This is a genomic window from Nocardiopsis akebiae (assembly GCF_018316795.1).
In the GTDB taxonomy this organism is placed as follows: Bacteria; Actinomycetota; Actinomycetes; order Streptosporangiales; family Streptosporangiaceae; genus Nocardiopsis; species Nocardiopsis dassonvillei.
In genome coordinates, this window is sequence record NZ_CP074132.1 from 4,364,850 (window position 1) to 4,384,724 (window position 19,875).

A 19,875-nucleotide genomic window follows, 5' to 3' on the forward strand; every position below is an offset into this window, starting at 1 on the left:
GTGCTCGCACTACTGATCGCCAAAGAAATCGGTTGATCTCCCCCTTTGGCGGCGTGGGAGGGGTCGGCCAACGCCCCATCCGCCGCGTGCGAGACACATAACAGACTTGTATAGAACATCCCTCATGACTGAGTAGCGGTGCACACAAACCCTCGCAAAGCGCCACACTGAGAACTGTCGGGCCCGCACACGCACCCCGCGGGCTCTCCACGCCCGGAGGAGGACGGCCCGCACGGTACGTCCGAAAAGCACGGGTAGGCCCGTAGGGGAATCGGATGACCCTTCTCCGGCGTGTACATATCAGAGGTTTCGGACACGAGTCCGTGCCCGCGGCGTGGCACCGCACGGCGACCGCGGCGGGCACGGCGAAGACAACGGGGCGGTCCCGCCCCGCGGCTGGAGAGGAACCACCGGTGACAGCGGAGGACGATCAGCGGGACGAGGCGCCCGCGCGCCCGGCTACGGGCCGGGCGCTGCTGTGGACCGCGGCGTCGGTTCCCCTCCCCGGGCTGGCCCACCTGCGGATGCGCCGAAGGGTCGCGGGCGCGGTGATCCTGGGGGTCTACCTGGCCGGGATCCTGGGGCTGGCCGTGTGGGCGTGGCGGCTGGGCGCCGACGAGGCGAACACCATGGCGCGGCTGGCCACGATGGCGCTCCAGGACCAGTGGCTGCTGGGAGCCATGGGCGTGGTGTTCGTCGCGGCGGTGCTGTGGCTGGCTGTGATCGTGCACTCGTGGGTGATCACCCGGCCCGTGGGGGCGCCCCGGAACTCGCGGGTTCTCGGCGCGGCCGTGGTGCTGCTGCTGTGCCTGACCGTCGCGGCGCCCTCGGCGCTGGCCCTGCACGGCGGCTACACGGCCTACCAGACGCTGAACAGCGTCTTCCACGCCGATGAGGACCCCCTTCTGCCCCCACACGACGAGGCCGACCCGTGGAACGGCCAGGAGCGGGTCAGCGTGCTGCTGATCGGCTCGGACTCGGCGGACAACCGCTACGGGGTGCGCACCGACAGCATGATGGTGGCCAGCATGGACACCGCGACCGGCGACACCGTGCTGGTGGGACTGCCGCGCAACCTGGAGAACGTGCACTTCCCCGAGGACAGCGCCCTGGCCGAGCGCTACCCCGAGCCCTACGGCTTCGACCTGCTGCTCAACGACGTGTACCAGACGGTGGCCGAGGAACCCGAGGAGCTCGCGCTCAACCCGGACGCGGCCGACCCCTCCGCCGACACCCTCAAGAAGGTCATCGGGTACAACCTCGACCTGGAGATCGGCTACTACGCGATGGTCGACATGATGGGCTTCCGCGACCTGATCGACGCGATCGGCGGCGTGGAGGTCCTCATCGAGGAGCCGATCCCCTACGGCGTGCACGGCGGGGTGCTGGAGCCGGGCCTGCGCCGCCTCGACGGCCACGACGCGCTCTGGTACGGCCGCTCGCGGACCAACAGCGACGACTACGGCCGGATGGGCCGCCAGGGCTGCCTGATCAAGTACGTGGCCGAGCAGGTCGCCCCGATGACCGTCCTGACGAGCTACCGCAGGCTCGCGGGCGCCACCGAGCGCACCTTGAGCACGGACATCCCGCAGGCCAAGGTGCCCGCGTTCGTCGAGCTGGCCGACAGCGTCACCGACACCGGGAGCATGAGCACGTTCCAGCTGTCCCCGCCCCAGGTCAACACGGCCAACCCGGACTGGGAGCAGGTCAAGACCCTGGTCGCCGAGGCGATCACCGGTGCTGGGCCCGGGGGCGACGACGTGGCCGCCGAGCCATCCGGGGCCCCCTCCGAGGAGGAGTCGGCCGGGCCGGCGGAGGACGACGGGCCGACCGAGTGGCAGGAGTACACGGGCCTCGACGAGGAGGAGCCCGAGGAGCCGGGCCGTCAGGTGGGCGAGGAGCCCAGCAGCCTGGAGGCCCTGTGCCCCTGAGCGGGCGCTGAACCCGTTGCGCGGCCCCCGCTCCCCCGCGGGGGCCGCGCGCAACCGCGCGTGACCGGTGTCGGTCAGAAGAACGCGGACCGTTGCGGGCCGCTCACCGCCGTGTGACCCTGACGCGGTGACCCCCGCGCAGATCTGGACCCTCGCCGCGTTGGGCGCCTTCCACGGCCTGCACCCGGGCATGGGCTGGCTGCTGGCCGTGAGCCGCGGCCTCCAGGAGGGCGGTCGCGCGGAAGTGCTGCGGTCACTGCCCGCCATCGCCGCCGGGCACGCCGCGAGCGTGGCGGTGGCGGCCGTGGCCGTCACCGCCACCGGATCGGTCACCGCTTCGGTGCTCTTCCCGGTGGCGGGCGGCACGCTGATCGTTCTGGTGGGGCTGGTGATGCTGCTGTCGCACCGGCACTTCCAGTGGCGCGAGGTGCGGCTGCCGCTGTGGCAGCTGTCGGCGTGGTCGTTCCTGATGTCGTCGGCGCACGGCGCCGGGCTGATGCTGATGCCGGTGCTGGCGGGACAGCTCGCGCACACGCACTCCGGCGGGCACGGCGGACACGGCGCCGGGACGGGGGAGGCCGCGGCGGAGGACGCGGCCCCGGACGGCGGAGCGGAGGGCCCGGCGGCGGAGGCGGCCGGAGGCGCTGGCGCGGAGGCGGCGGGCGGGTCCGTGGCCGAGGGGGCCTGGACCCTCTGGGACGCGACGCTGGTCGGTCTGGCCGCGACCGGCGTGCACACGCTGGCGATGCTGGGCGCGGCGGGGGTGGCGGCGCTGCTCGCGCACGACTTCCTGGGAGTGCACGCGCTGCGCTGGCGCGGCGTGACCATGGACCGGATCTGGGCGCTGACCCTGGTCCTGGGCGGGCTGTTCGTCCTGTGGTCGGTCCGGTGACCCGCGAGGACGGCCTCCGGGGACGGTAGCGCCGCCCCGGCAGGGGGAAAAAATGTCCGCGCCGCCGGAAACCCGGGGGTCCTCCCGGGAGTTGTCTCTCTGAAAACGCGTCGGCGGTGACGGCACCGCCCGGCACGAACACGGAGGAGCGGGGCATGACACACAGCAGCTCGCGGCCCGAGCGCCGGTGGACCGGCGTGCTCATGGCCGTGGCCGTTCTGTTGGTGCTGGCCGTCGTCGCCGTCGTGAGCGCGCGCTGGGTGGCGCGCAACACCGACCTGTTCCCCGCCTCGACGCCCTGGGGGCCGGAGTGCTCGGTGTGGACGGGCGAGGTGGACGTGCGCCTGGACCGGGACCAGGCCCGGCGGGCGACCACCGCGGCCGCCGTCGCCGTGCAGGGCGACAGCGCCCCGATCGGGGCGCCCGACACCAGCGACATCCCCGAGACGGTGACGACGCTGCTGGAGCGGGGCCCGGAGGAGGACGCCGGCCCGTCTCTGACCTGCCGTTCCACCAAGAACCCGGACCTTGAGGCGCAGGAGGGGCTGGAGCCCTCGGGCCTGAGGCCGCGTGCCCAGCGCCTGCTGGAGGGCATGGAGGCGCACTTCTCCGACCTGAGCCTGGGCGGCTACGAGCCGGGCGGCTTCGACACCGGCCACGGCGACGACTCGGCGCACTACGACGGGCGCGCGATCGACGTCTTCTACCGGCCGGTCAACGAGGACAACCGCCGCGCGGGCTGGGTGATGGCGCACTGGCTGATCGCGCACGCGCCCGACTACGAGATCGACGTGATCATCTTCGACGACCGGATCTGGAGCACGAGCTTCCCGTCGCTGGGGTGGCGCGACTACGAGGCCGATCCCGACAACGAGATCCTGCGCCACCTGGACCACGTGCACGTGGACGTGCAGCGCGGGCGGGAGGCCCCCGATGGCGGGTGAGGCGGCCCCGGAGCCGTCGCGGGCGCGGCGGAGGGCGGCCGGGCAAGCCGCTGTCGGCACGGGGGTGAGGCGGCCGCGGTCACGGCGGACACGGGCCGTGACCGCGACCGCCCGTCCTCACTCCTCCAGGCGGAAGCCCACCTTGAGGCCGACCTGGAAGTGGGCGACGTCGCCCTCCTCGATGTGGCCGCGTATCTCGGTGACCTCGAACCAGTCAAGGCCGCGCAGCGTGGCCGAGGCGCGGTCGATGCCGTTGCGGATGGCCTGGTCGATCCCCTGCGGCGAGGTTCCGACGATCTCCGTGACGCGGTAGGTGTTGTGGGACATGTGGGACCCCCTGCGTGGTCGGTTCTCGGCCGCGCGGAGCGCGACCCCCCGCCTCCTGCCTCCCCCCAATCCCCCGGAACCACACGGAGCCCTCCCGGCGCACCCGCCTCGCGCCGGCGCGGAGGGGCCGGGCGCTTTGCCGTTGGCGGGGGCTTCCGGGGGACGCCGCTGGGACCGGCTTGACCCGCGATCGCACCCCGCATAGCAGGTGATATGAACGAAATGCCAGGTAATTGACGAAATTGGACTTAAGACCTCTTATTGGCGGGACTCTCCCGAGACAACGTCGTAACTGACTCTTGACGTACACCGGGGGGCATCGGTGTACATTGGGTCCTAGCGCTTCGGTCCCCCGTCGGAGCGCGGGAGCGGTGTTCCGAGCCCCCGTTGGAGCACCGCCTGCGACGCCGGGTGGTTTGCCCCCGTAACCACCCGGCGTCGCCTTGTGTCCGGCCCCGGGCCGCCCTAGCCGGCGGCCGGAGGCGAAGACCCGAACGTGCCCGTGGCTTGACCACGGAGGCAGTTTCCCGGCTTGGGGGTCAGCATTGGGTAAACCGGCGGAGACGCAGTGCTCACGGCGCGGGTGCCGCGCCGAGGCGACGTGGGCGCTGGTGTGGAACAACCCCAAGCTGCACACCCCCGACCGGCGCAAGGTGTGGACGGCCTGCGACGAGCACCGCGAGTACCTGTCCTCCTTCCTGGACATGCGGGGGTTCCTGCGCGAGACCGTCCCCATGGACGAGTTCGAGGGCTGACCGGCCCCGGGACCCGTCGTCCGGGTCTGCGGGGACCGGGCCCGGCGTAGGCCTCCGCGGCGGGTCGCCTTCCGGGCGGCACGGCCGGAGACCGCGCCCGCCCCGCCCGGAAGGACCCGCGCTGCGCCGGCCGCCCGCGCAACCCCGGGCGGCGCTCAACCGGTCGGCGGCTCCAGGATCCGGCGGGCTCGGTCGAGGTCGTCGGGGGTGTCGCAGTCGGCCACGGCCAGGTCGTCGGCCAGGGCCACCGCGCGGGGCGCGAGGGGACCGAGCAGCCCGTACAGGGAGCGCCCTTGGTAGTCGGCCAGGGCGGCGCGCACGGCCCCGGTGCGCCACACGCCGGTGAGCCACTGCTCGCGTCCGGCCGAGTCCGCGAACACCGCGCCCGCGCCGTCGGCGTCCTGGTCGGCGGCGGCGAGCAGGGCGGCCAGGTGTCCGGGGTCCAGGTGGGGCAGGTCAGCGGCCAGCAGCGCGAACCGGGGGGTGCGCACGTGCGGCAGACCGGCGCGCAGCGCGGGGACGGGGCCGGAGCCGGGCGGGTCCTCGCGGACGTAGAGCGCGCGCGGGCTCTCGCGGGGCGGGCCGACCACGATCACCCGTCCGCCGTCCCCCGCCCCGGCGTTGTGGGCGCGGACGGCGTCGGTGACCCGCTCCAGCAGGGTGCGTCCGGCCACGGACAGGCCGGGCTTGTCGGCGCCGCCCATGCGGCGGGCCGCGCCCCCGGCGAGGACGACGGCGTCCAGGGTCTCGTTCATGGTCCCAGCATGGCCCACGGCGGCGGCGCGCTCACCCCTCCGTCTCGGCGAGCCCGTCCATCACGTCGTCCAGGACGGTCCGGCGGTGGTCCATCGACATCAACCGCAGTTCCTTGAGCGCGGGGACGGTGTCCACGCTGGTGCCCTCCGAGCCCTGCACGGTGCACACCCGCATGCAGTGCTGGGTGGGCTGGCGCCAGAAGTCGCGCTCGTCGACGGGGGCGATGCGGTACACCGTGGCCGGGTACGTGACCGGCCTGCTCGGGGAGTACCAGTGCTGGGTGCGGGACAGCACGAACCCGGTGAGGAGCGAGTCGAACACGCCGCCGGTGGCGAGGTCGGCCAAGGCCTCTCGGTCCCCCTCCCGGCGGCACTCGTCGCAGCCGTCCAGTTCGGCCCGCAGCAGCCAGCGGGCGCGGGCGTGGCTCACCTCGGAGTTCTTGAGTTTGCTCGGGTGTCGGTGTCCCATGCAGGGAAGGGTACGCCGCTCCCGGGGCCCGGTCCGCGCGGACGGAGCCCCGGGAGCGGGCGCTTCGGGGGCCGGTCCCGCGTACCGCCTCAGCCCTTGACGCACACCACTTGGCGCAGGCGGGCGACCACCTCGACCAGGTCGGTCTGGGCCTCGATCACCGACTCCAGGTCCTTGTAGGCGGCGGGGATCTCGTCCACGACGCCCCGGTCCTTGCGGCACTCCACTCCCCTGGTCTGCTCGACCAGGTCGGCCTCGGTGAAGGTCCTGCGGGCCTTGTTGCGGCTCATCCGACGCCCGGCGCCGTGCGAGGCGGAGTTGAACGAGGCCGGGTTGCCCAGTCCGCGCACGATGTAGGTGCCCGTCGCCATGGAACCCGGGATGATCCCGAGGTCACCCGCACCGGCGCGGATGGCGCCCTTGCGGGTGACGAGCACGTCCACCCCGTCGTAGGTCTCCTCGGCCACGTAGTTGTGGTGGCAGGAGATCCACTGCTCGAAGCGGGCGCCCGGAACCTGCTCGGCCAGGGTGCGGCAGGCCAGGCCCATCATGACGTCGCGGTTGCGCCGCGCGTACTCCTGGGCCCAGAACAGGTCCCGGCGGTAGGCGTCCATCTCGGGCGTGCCGGTGACGAACACCGCCAGGTCGCGGTCTGGCAGGTCCTGGTTGTGCGGCAGCTCCCGGGCCCGCTCGATGTGGTGGGAGGCCAGTTCCTTGCCGATGTTGCGCGACCCGGAGTGCAGCACCAGCCACACGGCGCCGCCGTCGTCCAGGCACACCTCCAGGAAGTGGTTGCCGCCGCCGAGGGTGCCCATCTGGCGAAGGGCGCGCTCGCGGCGGGGGCGCACGGCGTCGGCCAGGGCGTCGAACCCCGCCCAGAAGCCGGACCAGTCGGCCTCGCGCAGGGTGGGGACGGCGGCGGGGTCGACCGGTTCGTCGTGGGCGTGGTGGCCGACCGGGATCACGGACTCCAGGGCGGAGCGCAGCCGCCGGAGGTCGTCGGGCAGGCGCTCGGCGGTCAGGCCGGTGCGCACGGCGGTCATGCCGCAGCCGATGTCCACGCCGACGGCGGCGGGGCTGACCGCGTCGCGCATGGCGATGACCGATCCGACGGTGGCGCCCTTGCCGTAGTGCACGTCGGGCATGACGGCCAGTCCGTGCACCCACGGCATGCGGGTGACGTTGCGCAGCTGCTCCATGGCCGCGGCCTCGACCCCGTCGGGCGCGGCCCACATGCGGATGGGTACGCGTTCGCCGGAAACCTCGGTGTAGGGCATGTTCAGGCCACCTCGCTTTCCCGGCACGGCCTGTGGGGTCGTTCGTACGGGGCGCGTACGCGGTCGCGCCCCCGGAACATCAAGCCAGAGCCGCCCGGGGGAGGCAACGGGTTTTCGGCCGGGGCGTGCGCGGGATCAGGGCGCACCGGTGGCCTGCCGCGGCCGGGGCTCAGCCGCCGATGGCCGACATCGGCCGGGACGGCTGGAGGAAGCTGGGGTCGTTGATGCCGTGTCCGGGCAGTTTGGCGGACACCGCGGCGGTCCAGCTCCGGGCGATCTCGTCGTCGGTGGCGCCGCCCCGCAGCAGGGAGCGCAAGTCGGACTCCTCGCGGGCGAAAAGGCAGTTGCGCACCTGTCCGTCCGCGGTGAGGCGGACGCGGTCGCAGGCGCCGCAGAAGGGCCGGGTGACCGATCCGATGACGCCGACGGTGGCCTGCTCCCCGTTGGGGAAGCGGGCTCCGCGAACGTGGAAGAGCTCGGCCGGGGCGCTGCCGCGAGTGTCGGCGTCGGCCGGGTCGAGGGTGAACCCGGTTTCGAGGGTGGCGAGGATCTCCTCGGCTGTGATCATGGTGTCGCGCCGCCAGCCGTGCTGGGCGTCCAGCGGCATCTGCTCGATGAACCGCAGCTCGTAGCCGTGCTCGACGCAGAAGCGCAGCAGGTCGGGGGCGTCGTCGTCGTTGACGCCGCGCATGAGCACGGCGTTGACCTTGACGGGGGTGAGCCCGGCCCGGGCGGCGCCCGCCAGGCCGTCGAGGACGTCGTCGAGCCTGCGGCGGCGGGCGAGGGTCTCGAACACGTCGGGGCGCAGGGTGTCGAGGGAGACGTTGACCCGGTCGAGTCCGGCCTCGGCGAGGGCGGGGGCCATGCGGGCCAGCCCGATGCCGTTGGTGGTCAGGGCGGTCTGGGGGCGGGGCTCCAGCGCGGTGGTCCCGGCGACGAGGCCGGGCAGGCCTCGGCGGAGCAGGGGTTCTCCGCCGGTGAAGCGCACCTCGGTGATGCCGAGGCGGGTGACACCGATGCGGATGAGGCGCAGGAGTTCGTCGTCGGTGAGCAGTTCCGGCTTGGGCAACCACTCCAACCCCTCCGGTGGCATGCAGTAGGTGCACCTGAGGTTGCAGCGGTCGGTGAGCGAGACCCGCAGGTCGGTCGCCACTCGTCCGTAGGAGTCGGCCAGCACGGGCGTCACCCTCTCCAGTCCGGGTTGTCGGGCGGTCCGTGTACGGAGGTGTACCCGGCCCGAGGGGTACCCATAGATAAGCGTAGAAGATCCCTTTAAGCGGCGGGCAGTCCTTATCGTGCCATATGCCGTTTTTCGTGGGCTGACACGAGAAACCGGTCGGCGTATCGGCTGATCCCACACTCCCCCCGGGGCCGCGGACCGCGCGGACCGCTCCGCCCTGCTGCGCACCGGCCCCGGCCCGCCGTAGGGTGACCATCCGACGGTCGTACACGGCTTCGATCGTCGCAGACGAAGGATCGGGCGAGGAGGCGGGACACGGTGATCAGCACACGCGAGTGGGCCCTGGCGGGCGGACCGGACGGTTCGGGGAAGCTGGCGGCGCGGGCGTGGGCCCCGGCCGAGGGCGAGCCGACCTGGCTCGCGGTGCTGGTGCACGGCTACGGCGAACACCTGGGCAGGTACCACGCGGTGGCCGAGGACCTGGTCCGGGCGGGCGCGGTGGTCTACGGCGCCGACCACCGCGGGCACGGCGGCTCCTCCGGTGAGCGGGTCCTGATCGAGGACTACGCGGGCGTGGTCGAGGACGTGCACCGGCTCATCACCCAGGCGCGCACCGCCTACCGGACGCTGCCGCTCGTGCTCATCGGCCACTCCATGGGCGGGCTCATCGCCTCCCGCTACGCCCAGACCCACCCCGAGCGGCTGAGCGCGCTGGTGCTGTCCGGACCGGTGCTGGGCCGGTGGGAGGCCCTGGAGCGGATCGCCGCCGCCGAGGAGATCCCCGACGCCCCCATCGACCCGTCCACTCTCTCGCGGGACCCGGCCGTGGGCGAGGCGTACGTGGCCGACGAACTGGTCTGGCACGGACCCTTCAAGCGCGCCACGGTGAACGCCATGCTCACCGAGATCGAGCGGGGTCTGGCCGCCGGGAGCGTGGGGCCGCTGCCACTGCTGTGGGTGCACGGCTCCGACGACCGGCTGGTACCGCTGGAGGGCACGCGGGTGGGCGTGACGGCGATCATGGGCGAGGACTTCACCGCGCGGGTCTTCCCCGGTGCCCGGCACGAGGTGTTCAACGAGACCAACCGGGACGAGGTGCTGGGCGAGGTGGTCCGCTTCGCCCAGCGCTTCGCCGTGCCCGCGGGCGACGCCTGAGGGGCGTGCCGGAGCGGACGCCGGCCCGGCGCCGACTTCTCCACAGGCGCGGATCCGGGGTGGTGCCGGGGCGTCCGGACGTGGTGAGCTGTTGGCAAGGGGACCTCGTTCCCTCCCCTCACCTCGGCGTGCCCTCACACGTAAAGCTGCCCCCGGGGCTGCGCCGGGTGGACCAGGGTCTCGGTGTAGGCGGCGGCCAGGCGCTCCACGGCGTCCACGAGCACGTCCGGCGGCTGGGTGTAGGCCAGGCGCAGGTAGCGCTCCAGGGTTCCGTCGGCGCCGAACACCGGCCCGGCGGCCGGGTGGACCCCGTGCCGGGTCGCGGCCGTGGCCAGCGCGCTGGCCACGGGGTGGGGCAGGGTCGCCCACAGCACCATCCCGCCCCCGGGGACGCTGGGCCGCCAGTCGGGGAGGCGCTCGCGCAGCGCGTGCAGCAGCGCGTCGCGGTTGCGGCGCAGCTGGCGGCTGCGCTCGGCCCGGATGCGCAGCACGTCGGCGAGCAGGTGGGTGGCGGTGAGCTGGTCCAGCACCGCCCCGGCCAGGTCGAAGCGCTGTCGGGTGGCCATGAGCCGGGCCGCCATCGGCGGCGTGGTGCGCACCCACCCCACCCGCAGGCCGCCCCACAGCAGCTTGGCCACCGATCCCACCGTCAGCACCCGGCCGTCGGTGTCGTGGGCGGCCACCGGCGCGGGCAGGTCGCCGGAGTCGATGGCCAGTTCGGCGACGGTCTCGTCGACGATCAGGTGGGTTCCCGCCCGGCGCGCCTCGCGCACCAGGACCCGGCGCTCATCGTCGTCCATCAGCGCGCCGGTGGGGTTGTGGAAGTCGGGGATCAGGTAGGCCAGCCGGGGTTTCCACTGGCGGAACGCGTCGACCAGGTACTCCATGTCCCAGCCCTGCGGGGTCACCCCGACCGTGCGCACCCGCGCCCCGGCCCGCCGGATGGCGTCCAGCGCGTGCGGGTAGGTGGGCGACTCCACCAGGACCTCGTCGCCGGACTGCACGAGCATGTCCACGGCCAGCGCGGTGCCCTGCTGGGCGCCGTTGGTGACGAAGATCTGCTCCGGGGTGGTGGGCAGCCCGCGCTCGACGTAGCGCCGGGCGATGGCGTGCCGCAGCTCGGGCAGCCCGTAGGGGTAGTAGCCGAGCCCTCCCACGTGCGCGGCGAGCTGTTCGGCGGCCCGGAACGCGGCGGCGCGCAGCCCCTCCACCGCCGGGGGCGCGGCCACCCCCAGGTCGATGTGCTCGGCGGTGGGGACGAAGGGCGAGGGCTCGCTGGTCGCGGAGTCGGGCAGGACGGTCCAGCTGCCCGCGCCCTGCCTGCTCTCCAGGAAGCGGTTGTCGCGCAGCCAGGCGTAGGCGGCGGTGACGGTGTTGCGGCTGACCCCGAGGGCGGCGGCGAGGTCGCGTTCGGCCGGGAGGCGGGTGTTGGTGGGCACGCGGCCGTCCAGGACCAGTCCGCTGACGGCGCGGGCGATGGCCAGGTAGAAGGGGCGCTCCACGGGCGCCTCGCCGATGAGGCGCGCCAGCAGACGCCCGTTGATCCGCCGGGTGCCGCCCCCGGAACGCTCCGCCGCGCGGTGAGCGCCCTGTCTCGCCATGCCGTCCCCTGCCGCCGCGTTGAAAAAGCCAGTTACCTGGATTGGCTCTTCACTCCAGGTGCCACATCAGCCACGATACCCAGGTGGCCCCCTCACTGGACCCGGGCCCGGCGCGGGAGCCACGGGGGACGGCGAACAGTCCGGCCGGGCGCCGCGTACGCCCCCGTCCCGGGCCGCCGCCACCGGCCGTGCCGCGCCGGGACGGCGTGCCCGTGCCTCCGCGCGGGTTCCCGTCCGATGATCCCAGGAAAGACAGGTGTCTCCGTGACCGCACAGCGCCGTCCCGCCCGTGACGCGGCCGCCGCCCTGCTGGGCCGGGTGCTGGTCACCCCCGCCCTGCCCCGGCCCCGGCGGCGCCGCCTGGCGCAGCTGTACGCGGGCCTGGTCCTCTACGGGCTGAGCGGCGCGCTGCTGGTGCACGCGGGGCTGGGCGCGATGCCCTGGGACGTGCTGCACCAGGGGCTGTCCCGCCAGACGGGGCTGTCCATCGGCACGTGGAGCGTGCTGGTGGGCGCGATGCTGATGCTGCTGTGGATTCCGCTCCGCCAGAAGCCGGGTCTGGGCACGCTGAGCAACGTGGTGGTCGTGGGCATGACGGTGGACCTGTTCCTGTGGCTGCTGCCCGATGCGGATTCGCTGCTGGTGCGGGTGCTGCTGCTGGGGCTCGGGGTGGTGGTGTGCGCGGTCGCGACAGGCTGCTACATCGGCGCCCGGCTGGGCCCGGGCCCCCGGGACGGGCTGATGACCGGCCTGGCGGCCCGGGGGTGGTCGGTGCGCCTGGCCAGGACCGTGATCGAGGTGGCCGTCGTGGTCACCGGCTTCCTCCTGGGCGGAACCGTGGGGGTGGGCACGCTGGTGTTCGCGGTGGCGATCGGGCCGCTGGCCCAGGTCTTCCTGCCCCTGATGCACGTGCCCGATCCGGTCGCCGGGCGGCCCGGTCCCCGCCGGTCACCGGGAGCGGAACGCGGGAGTGCGCCGGGGCGCGTCCCCCCGGAGTGAGCCGCCCCGGAACGGACCCGTGCGGAGGGGCGGCGGTACCGCGCGGTACCGCCGCGCGTACGGACGCGGCCGCTCGTGGCGCACGGGGCGCCCTGTGCGCGGCGGGCGCCCCGTATCGCCGCGGGTGCTCGGCTCCGGAGGCCCGGAGGGGTTGTGGACGCGCCGAGTACGCTCATTCCGGCTGACCTCGGCCTTCCCGTCACCGGATCTTGATCACCACGTCATAACTTCTGGTCCAACGAACTCCCCCATTCCGCCACATACTTCGCTGCACCTGCCGGTGCACGTGCAACTGCGGGTGGCGCCCCTCCGAAGGAGAAGGGAAGATGGGACCGCGGTGAACGGAAAGGACCGTGTTCGGGACGGTTCCCGGGCACCGGCCTTTTCGGCTGCCTTCACCTGGGCACATTACCGGGTGGAAGGCGAGCGGCGGCTGGTGCGGAGGCGGAACGTGGCCCGAACGGCGCCTGGCGGCGGTGCCGCCCCCCAAGGCGGGCAGGAGAGGGGACCCCGGCGTGACGCGCGCACGGGTGCGCGCGCGGGCGGCCGTCACAGGACACCGCGCACCCCACGAGGCGCCGACCGCAGAGACGATGACGACCTGATGGGGGTGAGCCGCGTGCCCGGCTGGATCGAGGACTACGCAATGATCGGCGACATGCAGACCGCCGCGCTGGTCGGGCGCGACGGATCCATCGACTGGGCGTGCCTTCCCGACTTCGACTCCTCGGCCTGTTTCGCCGCGCTGCTGGGCGACGAGCAGAACGGCTGCTGGACCCTGCGCCCCGCCGAGGGCGAGCCGCGCGCCACCCGCCGCCGCTACCGGGGCGACACGCTCATCCTGGAGTCGGAGTGGGACACCCCCTCCGGGTCGGTCCGGGTCATCGACTTCATGCCGCCGCGCGGCGGCGCCCCGCACATCGTGCGCATCGTCGAGGGGCTTAGCGGCTCCGTGCGCATGGAGACGGCCATGCGCATCCGCTTCGACTACGGCCACGTCGTGCCGTGGGTGCACCGGACCGGGGCCGAACTGGTGGCCATCGCCGGACCCGACGCCATCTGGCTCAGCACCCCCATCCCCCTCCAGGGCCACAACTTCACCCACGACGCCACCTTCACCGTCACCGCGGGCCAGCGGGTGCCCTTCGTGATGACCTGGCACCCCTCACAGGTGGAGGAGTCCGACCACCTGGACGCGGAGAAGGCGCTCTCGCGCACCGAGCGCTTCTGGGAGAAGTGGGTCAACCAGTGCACCTACGAGGGCCCCTACCGCGAGGCGGTGATCCGCTCCCTCATCGTGCTCAAGGCCCTGACCTACCGCCCAACCGGCGGGATCGTCGCCGCCCCCACCACCTCCCTGCCCGAGGAGATCGGCGGGGTGCGCAACTGGGACTACCGCTACTGCTGGCTGCGCGACGCCACCATCACGCTGGAGGCGATGATCCGCTCCGGCTACAAGGACGAGGCGCTGGCCTGGCGGGAGTGGCTGGTACGGGCGATCGCGGGCGAGCCCCAGCTCATGCAGATCATGTACGGCATCCGCGGCGAGCGCAGGCTCACCGAGTGGGAGGCCGAGTGGCTGCCGGGCTACGAGGCCTCCCGTCCGGTCCGGATCGGCAACGCCGCCGTGGGCCAGTACCAGCTCGACGTCTACGGCGAGGTCATGGACGTGCTGCACCTGGCCCGCCGCCACAACATCCGCGGCGGCGACTACCTGTGGGGCCTCCAGCGCTCGCTGGTCAACTACCTGGAGTGGTGCTGGGACGAGCCGGACGAGGGCCTGTGGGAGGTGCGCGGGCCGCGCCAGCACTTCGTGCACTCCAAGGTGATGGCCTGGGTGGCGGCCGACCGCGCGGTGCGCAGCATCGAGGAGTTCGGCAAGGAGGGGCCCATCGAACGCTGGAAGGCCCTGCGCGACACGATCCACGCCGAGGTGTGCGAGTACGGCTACGACCCCCAGCGCAACACGTTCACCCAGTACTACGGCAGCAAGGAGCTGGACGCGGCGCTGCTGCTGATCCCCGAGGTTGGCTTCCTGCCCTACGACGACCCGCGCGTGGTCGGCACGATCGAGGCGGTGCGCAAGGACCTGATGGTGGACGGGTTCGTGCTGCGCTACCGCACCGACCTGGACGACTCCGCCGACCAGCTGCCCGGCAACGAGGGCGCGTTCCTGGCGTGCAGCTTCTGGATGGCCAACGCGCTGCTGTCGATCGGCCGCCAGGACGAGGCCCGAGAGCTGTTCGAGCGCCTGCTGTCCCTGCGCAACGACGTGGGCCTGCTGGCCGAGGAGTGGGATCCGCGCGAGAACCGCCAGGTCGGCAACTTCCCCCAGGCGTTCAGCCACGTGCCGCTGGTGACCACCGCGCTGAACCTGTCCACCCGCCAGGGTGGATGGCGCGCCGAGTAGACCGCGCCGCCCGGCCGCCCCCGCACGGACTCCTCTCCCCGACGCCCTCCCCCCGTCCGCTCCCGTCCCCCACCGCAGCGGACGCGCACCAGAGCCGACGCACGCCCCCGCGCCCCTGTCCCGAGGCCCCGGCCCCCGGACCCCCGGACCGGAGCGCGGTGGCTCAGTCCCGGCGGAGGCGGGCCAGCGCCGGGATCATCCGCTCGCCGATGTCCTCCGGTCCGGGGAACACCCGGGTCACGGCGCGCTGGTGGGCGAGCCCGTGCAGGCCCAGCCACAATCCGACCGCGTCGGCGCCGGGGTCGGTACTGGTGGAGATCCCGGCCTCGGCGCAGGCGGCGAGCGCCTCGCCGAGCAAGCGCAGGCTCGCGTCCCCGAGGCTGACGAGGTCCTGCTCGGTCACCGAGGAGTCCCCGAGCGTGGGCATCCACAGGCCGCCGAACATGGTGCGGTAGCGCTCGGGACGTGAGCGGGCGAAGCCGAGGTAGGCGTGGCACGCGGCGTACAGGCGTGCGCGGGGGTCGTCGCCCGCCCGCGCCACCGCCGCGTTCAGCGCCGCCTCCAACTCGTCGAAGGCACGGCGGACCACGGCCAGCATGATGGCGGGCTGGTCGGCGAAGTGCGGGTAGATCGACGGCGCCGCGATCCCGACGCGGCGGGCGAGGGAGCGCAGGGTGATGGCGCGCTCGTCCCCCGTCTCGTCGAGCATCTCCACCGCGGCGTCGACGATCTCCTCGCGCAGGCGGCCGCCCTGGCCCCGGCGGTTACGGGTGCGCGGCGCGGAGGCCTCCTTCGTGTCCTTCATCTGTTTGTTGGGCGTGGTTACCCCGTCCTTCAGGGCGGGGAGGAAACGCCCTCTCCTTTCTGTGACTTTCTGTTGGATTCTGCTCACGCGACCGCAGGGCGGTCGCTACGGTGTGTGGCATGGCCAGGAAGAGCGTGAAGCGGGCGTTTCGGTACCGCTTCTACCCGAGTGATGCGCAGGCGGCTGAGTTGTCGCGCACGTTCGGGTGCGTGCGCCTGGTCTACAACCGCGCCCTGGCCGAACGCACCGCCGCCTGGAACGCCGAACAACGGTGGCTCTCCTACACCGACTCCTCCGCCGCGCTGACCGCCTGGAAGAGGACGCAGGAGCTGTCCTTTCTCACCGAGGTCTCTTCCGTCCCGCTCCAGCAGACGCTGCGCCACCTGCACACCGCCTTTCGCAACTTCTTCGACCGCCGCGCGAAGTACCCGCGGTTCAAGTCCAAGAAGACCTCCCGGGCCTCGGCGGAGTACACCCGGTCGGCCTTCGGCTACCGCGACGGCCGCCTGACCCTGGCCAAGATGGCCGAACCCCTGGACATCGTGTGGTCGCGGCCCCTGCCCGAAGGAGCACGCCCCTCTACGGTGACGGTCTCGCGCGATGTGGCCTGGCGTGAGCTTCGCAGCATGTTGGAGTACAAGTGCGCCTGGTACGGACGCGATCTGGTCCTGGTGGACCGGTTCTGTTTCTCTTCCAAGTTGTGCTCGACCCCCGGGTGCGGGTACCTCAATGCGTCGTTGCCGTTGCGTGTACGGGAGTGGACGTGCCCCGGTTGTGGGGTGGCCCACGACCGTGATGTGAACGCGGCGCTCAATCTCGAAGCCGCCGGGCTGGCGGTTGTTGCCTGTGGAGCTGGTGTGAGACCTCAACGGGAGTCCTCCCGGACGGGGCGACCGGCGGTGAAGCAGGAAGGCCACGGGGCGACCCGTGACGAGGCGTTGGCCTCGAACCACCGGTAGGTGGTTCCGGATTCTCCTGCCCTCAGGCAGGAGAGGAAGTCAAGGTGTCACCTTACGGCTGGAAGTCGTCGGGCCCGTCTTGCACCCTTGAGTTTACGCATGTAAGTTTACGAGCGTTAGCAAGACTGTTCCGACAGGAGGCCCCATGAACGCCGTCGCCGCCACCACCGCCACCCAGGTCCTGCTGCCCGGCCGGGTCGAACCCTCCGGCCTCCGGGTGCGGACCCGAGCCCTGCCCGCTCCCGGACCGGGACACGTCCTGCTGCGGATGGAGGCGACCGGGGTATCGTTCGCCGAGCAGCAGATGCGCCGGGGCAAGTACTTCGACCAGCCCCCGTTCCCGTTCGTGCCGGGCTACGACGTCGTCGGCACCGTCGAGGCCGCCGGTCCGGGCGTGGACGCCTCCTTGGTCGGGCGCCGCTTCGCCGCCGTCACCAAGACCGGCGCCTGGGCCAGCCACCTGCTCCTGGACGCGCGCGACCTCGTCGCGGTGCCGGAGGGGACGGACCCGGCGGAGGTCGAGGCGCTGCTCGTCAACGGAATCACCGCCTGGCAGATGCTGCACCGCACGGCCCGCGTGCGACGGGGCGGCACCGTCGTCGTGCTGGGCGCCAACGGCGGCGTCGGCACGGTCCTGGTCCAGCTCGCCCGGCACGCCGGGATCACCGTGATCGGCACGGCCGCGCCGCGCCACCACGAGGCCGTGCGCGCGCTCGGCGCGACCCCCGTCGACTACCGCGACCCGCACGCGTACGACAGGATCCGGGACCTGGCGCCCGGGGGCGTGGACGCGGTGTTCGACCACGTCGGGGGCGGCGACCTGGTGCGCTCGTGGCGCCTGCTGCGGCGCGGCGGCACGCTCGTCTCCTACGGCACGGCGTCGACGAAGGACGTCGAGGGCGACTCCCGGCTGCCCGTGCTCGCGCTCTTCGGCCGTCTGATGGTGTGGAACGCCCTGCCCAACGGCCGCGGCGCCCACTTCTACAACTTCTGGGCCGGACGCGGCCGCCGCGCCGACGCCTTCCGCGCCCGCCTGCGCGAGGACCTGACCGAGGTGCTGCGGCTGCTCGCCGACGGGGTCCTGGCGCCGAGGGTGGCGGCCCGCGTCCCGCTCTCGGAGGCCTCCCGCGCGATGACCCTCGCCGAGTCCCGCACCGTCGTCGGGAAGGTCGTGCTCGTCCCCGACGCGTGAGACCGGCGCTCCGGAGGTTCCCGCCACCGGTCCACGGTCCTCGAAGCCGGTGGCGCCGCCCGTGGTACTCCCCCGTCCGCGAGTCCGTCCGCACAGCGGTGAAGTCCGATCACCGAGCACATCCGCGCCGACGTGCACCACTGGCAGGACCCTCCCAGAAGGCAGGTGCGGGGAGCCGGTCGTGATTCCGGTGCGATTGTGCCGTTCTTCTGCGCCCTCCCACCTCCTCGGCCTAGTCTCGGGCCCTATGGGACAGATCAACGCCCCGCTCGACTACGTCTTCCTTCTCGGGCGGGAGATCGGAGTGGACGGAGACGTCCTTTCGATACGTGACCCGGCACTGCGTGTGCTGGCTGTGGAGCGGGTGCCCTGCGAAGTGGAACTCGGTGTGGCCCTCGCGCTCCTGGAGACCAGTGGGGCGGAACGGCTCCAGCAGATACTCCTGGAGGTCGTTCGCCCCTCCGGGGATGTCGCACTGGCCATGAGTGGAAAGGCGGATGCACCCTCTTCCAGCCATGCGGCTGTCTGGGCCAGCCCTCTCCACGTGGTGATCGACGAGACCGGTGAATGGACCGTGAGGGTACGTGCCGGTGGAGTCCAGGCCGTGCGAGTGGTCGATGTCGTGGTGAAGGCGACGGAGTAGATGCCTCCGCGAATGACCACCCACCTTCTCGAGAGGATGCGGCGAAGGCGCATCGCCGAGGAAGACGTCCTGGCGGTGCTGCAACGCCCTCTGGCAGAGGAGCGCGACTCCGCGAACAACTCCTACAAGCTGTACGGACACACCGGTGACGGCAGGAAGATCTACGTTGCGGTGAAGGACACGACCTGGGGGACTCCAGACCCTGTGATCAAGACGGTGGTGGAAGTATCGTGATTCCCATGGCAGCGCCCCGGAGAGTGACGATCGACCAGGAAGCGGACGCGGGTTACCTGACTCTCGCCGACGCTCGCGTGGAGAGAACCCTCGACCACGGTCCGTTCGTCGTGGACTACTCCGCTGACGGTCGGCCGGTGGGGGTGGAAGTCCTCACCCTGGGGCGTCCTCTGGACACCACAGCCCTTCTGGAGGTTCTGCGTGAGTCCGGAGCGGCGGACCCGGACACACGGGCGTGGGTGAACGCGTTCGCCGCCCAGATCCTGGGGCTCGATGACCGGGTGCCCGTCCCGCCGCTCCGGCGCGGACCGAAGGCACCCCCTGAGGAGATGCGCTTCCTGACTGTCGCGGATGTCGCCACGATCATGCGCGTGTCGAAGATGACGGTGTACCGCATGGTTCACGCCGGAGTCCTCCCGGCGGTCCGGGTGGGCCGCTCCTACCGGGTTCCCGAGCGCTCCGTGCGCAAGTACGTCGAGGAAACGGGCTCCCGGCTCCGCGTCCTCGGGTGAAGAACCCGGCTGCCGGGAGCCGGGCAGGCCCGAAGCGGACGTGGATGTCGCCCGCTGCCGCTAGTGTTCTGGCCATGCCGAAGGACCTGAAAGAAATCATGGACAGCGGTTGGGCCGAGGCCCTGGAGCCGGTCGCGCCGCAGATCGCCGCGATGGGCGACTTCCTGCGACAGGAGGTCTCGGAGGGCCGCACCTACCTCCCCGCCGGCGAGAACGTCCTGCGCGCCTTCAAGCAGCCCTTCGAGGACGTGCGCGTGCTCATCGTGGGCCAGGACCCCTACCCGACCCCGGGCAACGCTGTGGGCCTGAGCTTCTCGGTCGCCCCGGACGTGCGCCTGCCCGCGAGCCTGCGCAACATCTACAAGGAGATGGTCGACGACCTGGGCGTGCCCATGCCCTCCAACGGCGACCTGACCCCGTGGACCCAGCAGGGCGTGCTGCTGCTCAACAGGGTGCTGTCGGTGGAGCCGGGCAAGGCCGGTTCGCACCGGGGCAAGGGCTGGGAGGCCGTCACCGAGCAGGCCATCCGGGCGCTCGCCGAGCGCGACAAGCCGCTGGTGGCGATCCTGTGGGGGCGCGACGCCCGCAACCTGCGCCCGCTGATGCCGGGCGTGCCGTGTGTGGAGTCCGCGCACCCGAGCCCGCTCTCGGCACGGAACGGGTTCTTCGGCTCGAAGCCGTTCAGCCGCGCCAACGAGATGCTCAAGGAGCAGAACTCCGACCTGGTGAACTGGGAACTGCCCTAGCGGATCCCACCACGGGAGCACGCCCGCTCCTCCCCTACCCCCGAAACCCATGCTGACCTGCGGACTCGGCACCGCCCCCGGTGCCGGGT

General features: G+C 72.5%; 20 protein-coding genes and 1 pseudogene. 14 read left to right on the top strand and 7 right to left on the bottom strand.

The window, feature by feature from the left end; all coding sequences use genetic code 11:
- Positions 1 to 413 precede the first annotated feature (413 nt).
- From KGD83_RS18735 to KGD83_RS18745, 3 genes are all read left to right on the top strand, one after another.
- Complete coding sequence (locus KGD83_RS18735; RefSeq protein ID WP_212640413.1) at positions 414 to 1,931, top strand: LCP family protein; 1,518 nt, start codon at positions 414 to 416, stop codon at positions 1,929 to 1,931.
- Between the two features lie 127 nt (positions 1,932 to 2,058).
- A complete protein-coding gene (locus KGD83_RS18740) occupies positions 2,059 to 2,823 on the top strand; it encodes a cell wall anchor protein (RefSeq protein ID WP_212640414.1) in 765 nt (254 codons plus the stop codon).
- 155 nt (positions 2,824 to 2,978) lie between these two features.
- A complete protein-coding gene (locus tag KGD83_RS18745) occupies positions 2,979 to 3,767 on the top strand; it encodes a hypothetical protein (RefSeq protein WP_212640415.1) in 789 nt (262 codons plus the stop codon).
- Positions 3,768 to 3,884: 117 nt separating this feature from the next.
- Here KGD83_RS18745 and KGD83_RS18750 read toward each other — a convergent pair whose 3' ends face one another.
- Entirely contained in the window at positions 3,885 to 4,094 is a 210-nt protein-coding gene (locus KGD83_RS18750) for a dodecin (protein WP_013152455.1), read from the bottom strand.
- Positions 4,095 to 4,639: 545 nt separating this feature from the next.
- Here KGD83_RS18750 and KGD83_RS18755 point away from each other — a divergent pair.
- Positions 4,640 to 4,849 (top strand): hypothetical protein, encoded by a 210-nt coding sequence (locus tag KGD83_RS18755; protein WP_013152454.1) that lies wholly within the window; start codon positions 4,640 to 4,642, stop codon positions 4,847 to 4,849.
- A 155-nt stretch (positions 4,850 to 5,004) separates the two neighbouring features.
- Here KGD83_RS18755 and mobA read toward each other — a convergent pair whose 3' ends face one another.
- The 4 genes from mobA to moaA form a co-directional block, all read right to left on the bottom strand.
- Positions 5,005 to 5,604 carry a molybdenum cofactor guanylyltransferase gene (gene mobA / locus KGD83_RS18760; RefSeq protein WP_212640416.1) on the bottom strand — a complete coding sequence of 200 codons (600 nt, stop codon included), beginning with the start codon at positions 5,602 to 5,604 and terminating at the stop codon, positions 5,005 to 5,007.
- Positions 5,605 to 5,635: 31 nt separating this feature from the next.
- Complete coding sequence (locus tag KGD83_RS18765) at positions 5,636 to 6,073, bottom strand: hypothetical protein (RefSeq protein WP_212640417.1); 438 nt, start codon at positions 6,071 to 6,073, stop codon at positions 5,636 to 5,638.
- Positions 6,074 to 6,162: 89 nt separating this feature from the next.
- A complete protein-coding gene (locus KGD83_RS18770; protein ID WP_212640418.1) occupies positions 6,163 to 7,350 on the bottom strand; it encodes an RtcB family protein in 1,188 nt (395 codons plus the stop codon).
- Between the two features lie 169 nt (positions 7,351 to 7,519).
- Complete coding sequence (gene moaA, locus KGD83_RS18775) at positions 7,520 to 8,527, bottom strand: GTP 3',8-cyclase MoaA (RefSeq protein WP_212644497.1); 1,008 nt, start codon at positions 8,525 to 8,527, stop codon at positions 7,520 to 7,522.
- A 321-nt stretch (positions 8,528 to 8,848) separates the two neighbouring features.
- On the opposite strand from moaA, the gene KGD83_RS18780 reads away from it, so the two are divergent.
- The gene (locus tag KGD83_RS18780) at positions 8,849 to 9,685 is read left to right on the top strand and encodes an alpha/beta hydrolase (protein ID WP_212640419.1); all 837 of its coding nucleotides are present in this window, start codon (positions 8,849 to 8,851) and stop codon (positions 9,683 to 9,685) included.
- 134 nt (positions 9,686 to 9,819) lie between these two features.
- On the opposite strand, the gene yczR is transcribed toward KGD83_RS18780, so the two are convergent.
- Complete coding sequence (gene yczR / locus KGD83_RS18785; protein WP_212640420.1) at positions 9,820 to 11,286, bottom strand: MocR-like transcription factor YczR; 1,467 nt, start codon at positions 11,284 to 11,286, stop codon at positions 9,820 to 9,822.
- Between the two features lie 264 nt (positions 11,287 to 11,550).
- Between yczR and yczE the strand changes: the two genes are divergently transcribed.
- Both yczE and KGD83_RS18795 read left to right on the top strand, forming a co-directional pair.
- Entirely contained in the window at positions 11,551 to 12,285 is a 735-nt protein-coding gene (gene yczE, locus KGD83_RS18790; RefSeq protein ID WP_212640421.1) for a membrane protein YczE, read from the top strand.
- Between the two features lie 604 nt (positions 12,286 to 12,889).
- On the top strand, positions 12,890 to 14,695 hold the full coding sequence (locus tag KGD83_RS18795) for a glycoside hydrolase family 15 protein (protein ID WP_249351945.1): 1,806 nt from the start codon (positions 12,890 to 12,892) through the stop codon (positions 14,693 to 14,695).
- Between the two features lie 163 nt (positions 14,696 to 14,858).
- On the opposite strand, the gene KGD83_RS18800 is transcribed toward KGD83_RS18795, so the two are convergent.
- Complete coding sequence (locus tag KGD83_RS18800; RefSeq protein ID WP_212640422.1) at positions 14,859 to 15,500, bottom strand: TetR/AcrR family transcriptional regulator; 642 nt, start codon at positions 15,498 to 15,500, stop codon at positions 14,859 to 14,861.
- 119 nt (positions 15,501 to 15,619) lie between these two features.
- Here KGD83_RS18800 and KGD83_RS18805 point away from each other — a divergent pair, with 119 nt between their 5' ends.
- The 7 genes and pseudogenes from KGD83_RS18805 (at position 15,620) to KGD83_RS18830 (ending at position 19,786) form a co-directional block, all read left to right on the top strand.
- Positions 15,620 to 16,459 carry an RNA-guided endonuclease InsQ/TnpB family protein gene (locus tag KGD83_RS18805; RefSeq protein WP_212640423.1) on the top strand — a complete coding sequence of 280 codons (840 nt, stop codon included), beginning with the start codon at positions 15,620 to 15,622 and terminating at the stop codon, positions 16,457 to 16,459.
- A 145-nt stretch (positions 16,460 to 16,604) separates the two neighbouring features.
- Positions 16,605 to 17,651: a medium chain dehydrogenase/reductase family protein gene (locus KGD83_RS18810; RefSeq protein ID WP_212640424.1), complete on the top strand. Its 1,047-nt coding sequence runs from the start codon at positions 16,605 to 16,607 to the stop codon at positions 17,649 to 17,651.
- A 247-nt stretch (positions 17,652 to 17,898) separates the two neighbouring features.
- Positions 17,899 to 18,294: a hypothetical protein gene (locus KGD83_RS18815; RefSeq protein WP_249351946.1), complete on the top strand. Its 396-nt coding sequence runs from the start codon at positions 17,899 to 17,901 to the stop codon at positions 18,292 to 18,294.
- A 12-nt stretch (positions 18,295 to 18,306) separates the two neighbouring features.
- Positions 18,307 to 18,528 (top strand): DUF4258 domain-containing protein, encoded by a 222-nt coding sequence (locus KGD83_RS18820; protein ID WP_212640426.1) that lies wholly within the window; start codon positions 18,307 to 18,309, stop codon positions 18,526 to 18,528.
- A gap of 5 nt (positions 18,529 to 18,533) precedes the next feature.
- A pseudogene (locus tag KGD83_RS28775) lies at positions 18,534 to 18,671 on the top strand (DUF2283 domain-containing protein); the annotation flags it as partial.
- A 186-nt stretch (positions 18,672 to 18,857) separates the two neighbouring features.
- The gene (locus KGD83_RS28780; RefSeq protein WP_249352475.1) at positions 18,858 to 19,040 is read left to right on the top strand and encodes a helix-turn-helix domain-containing protein; all 183 of its coding nucleotides are present in this window, start codon (positions 18,858 to 18,860) and stop codon (positions 19,038 to 19,040) included.
- A 74-nt stretch (positions 19,041 to 19,114) separates the two neighbouring features.
- Positions 19,115 to 19,786: a uracil-DNA glycosylase gene (locus KGD83_RS18830; protein ID WP_212640427.1), complete on the top strand. Its 672-nt coding sequence runs from the start codon at positions 19,115 to 19,117 to the stop codon at positions 19,784 to 19,786.
- Positions 19,787 to 19,875 lie beyond the last annotated feature (89 nt).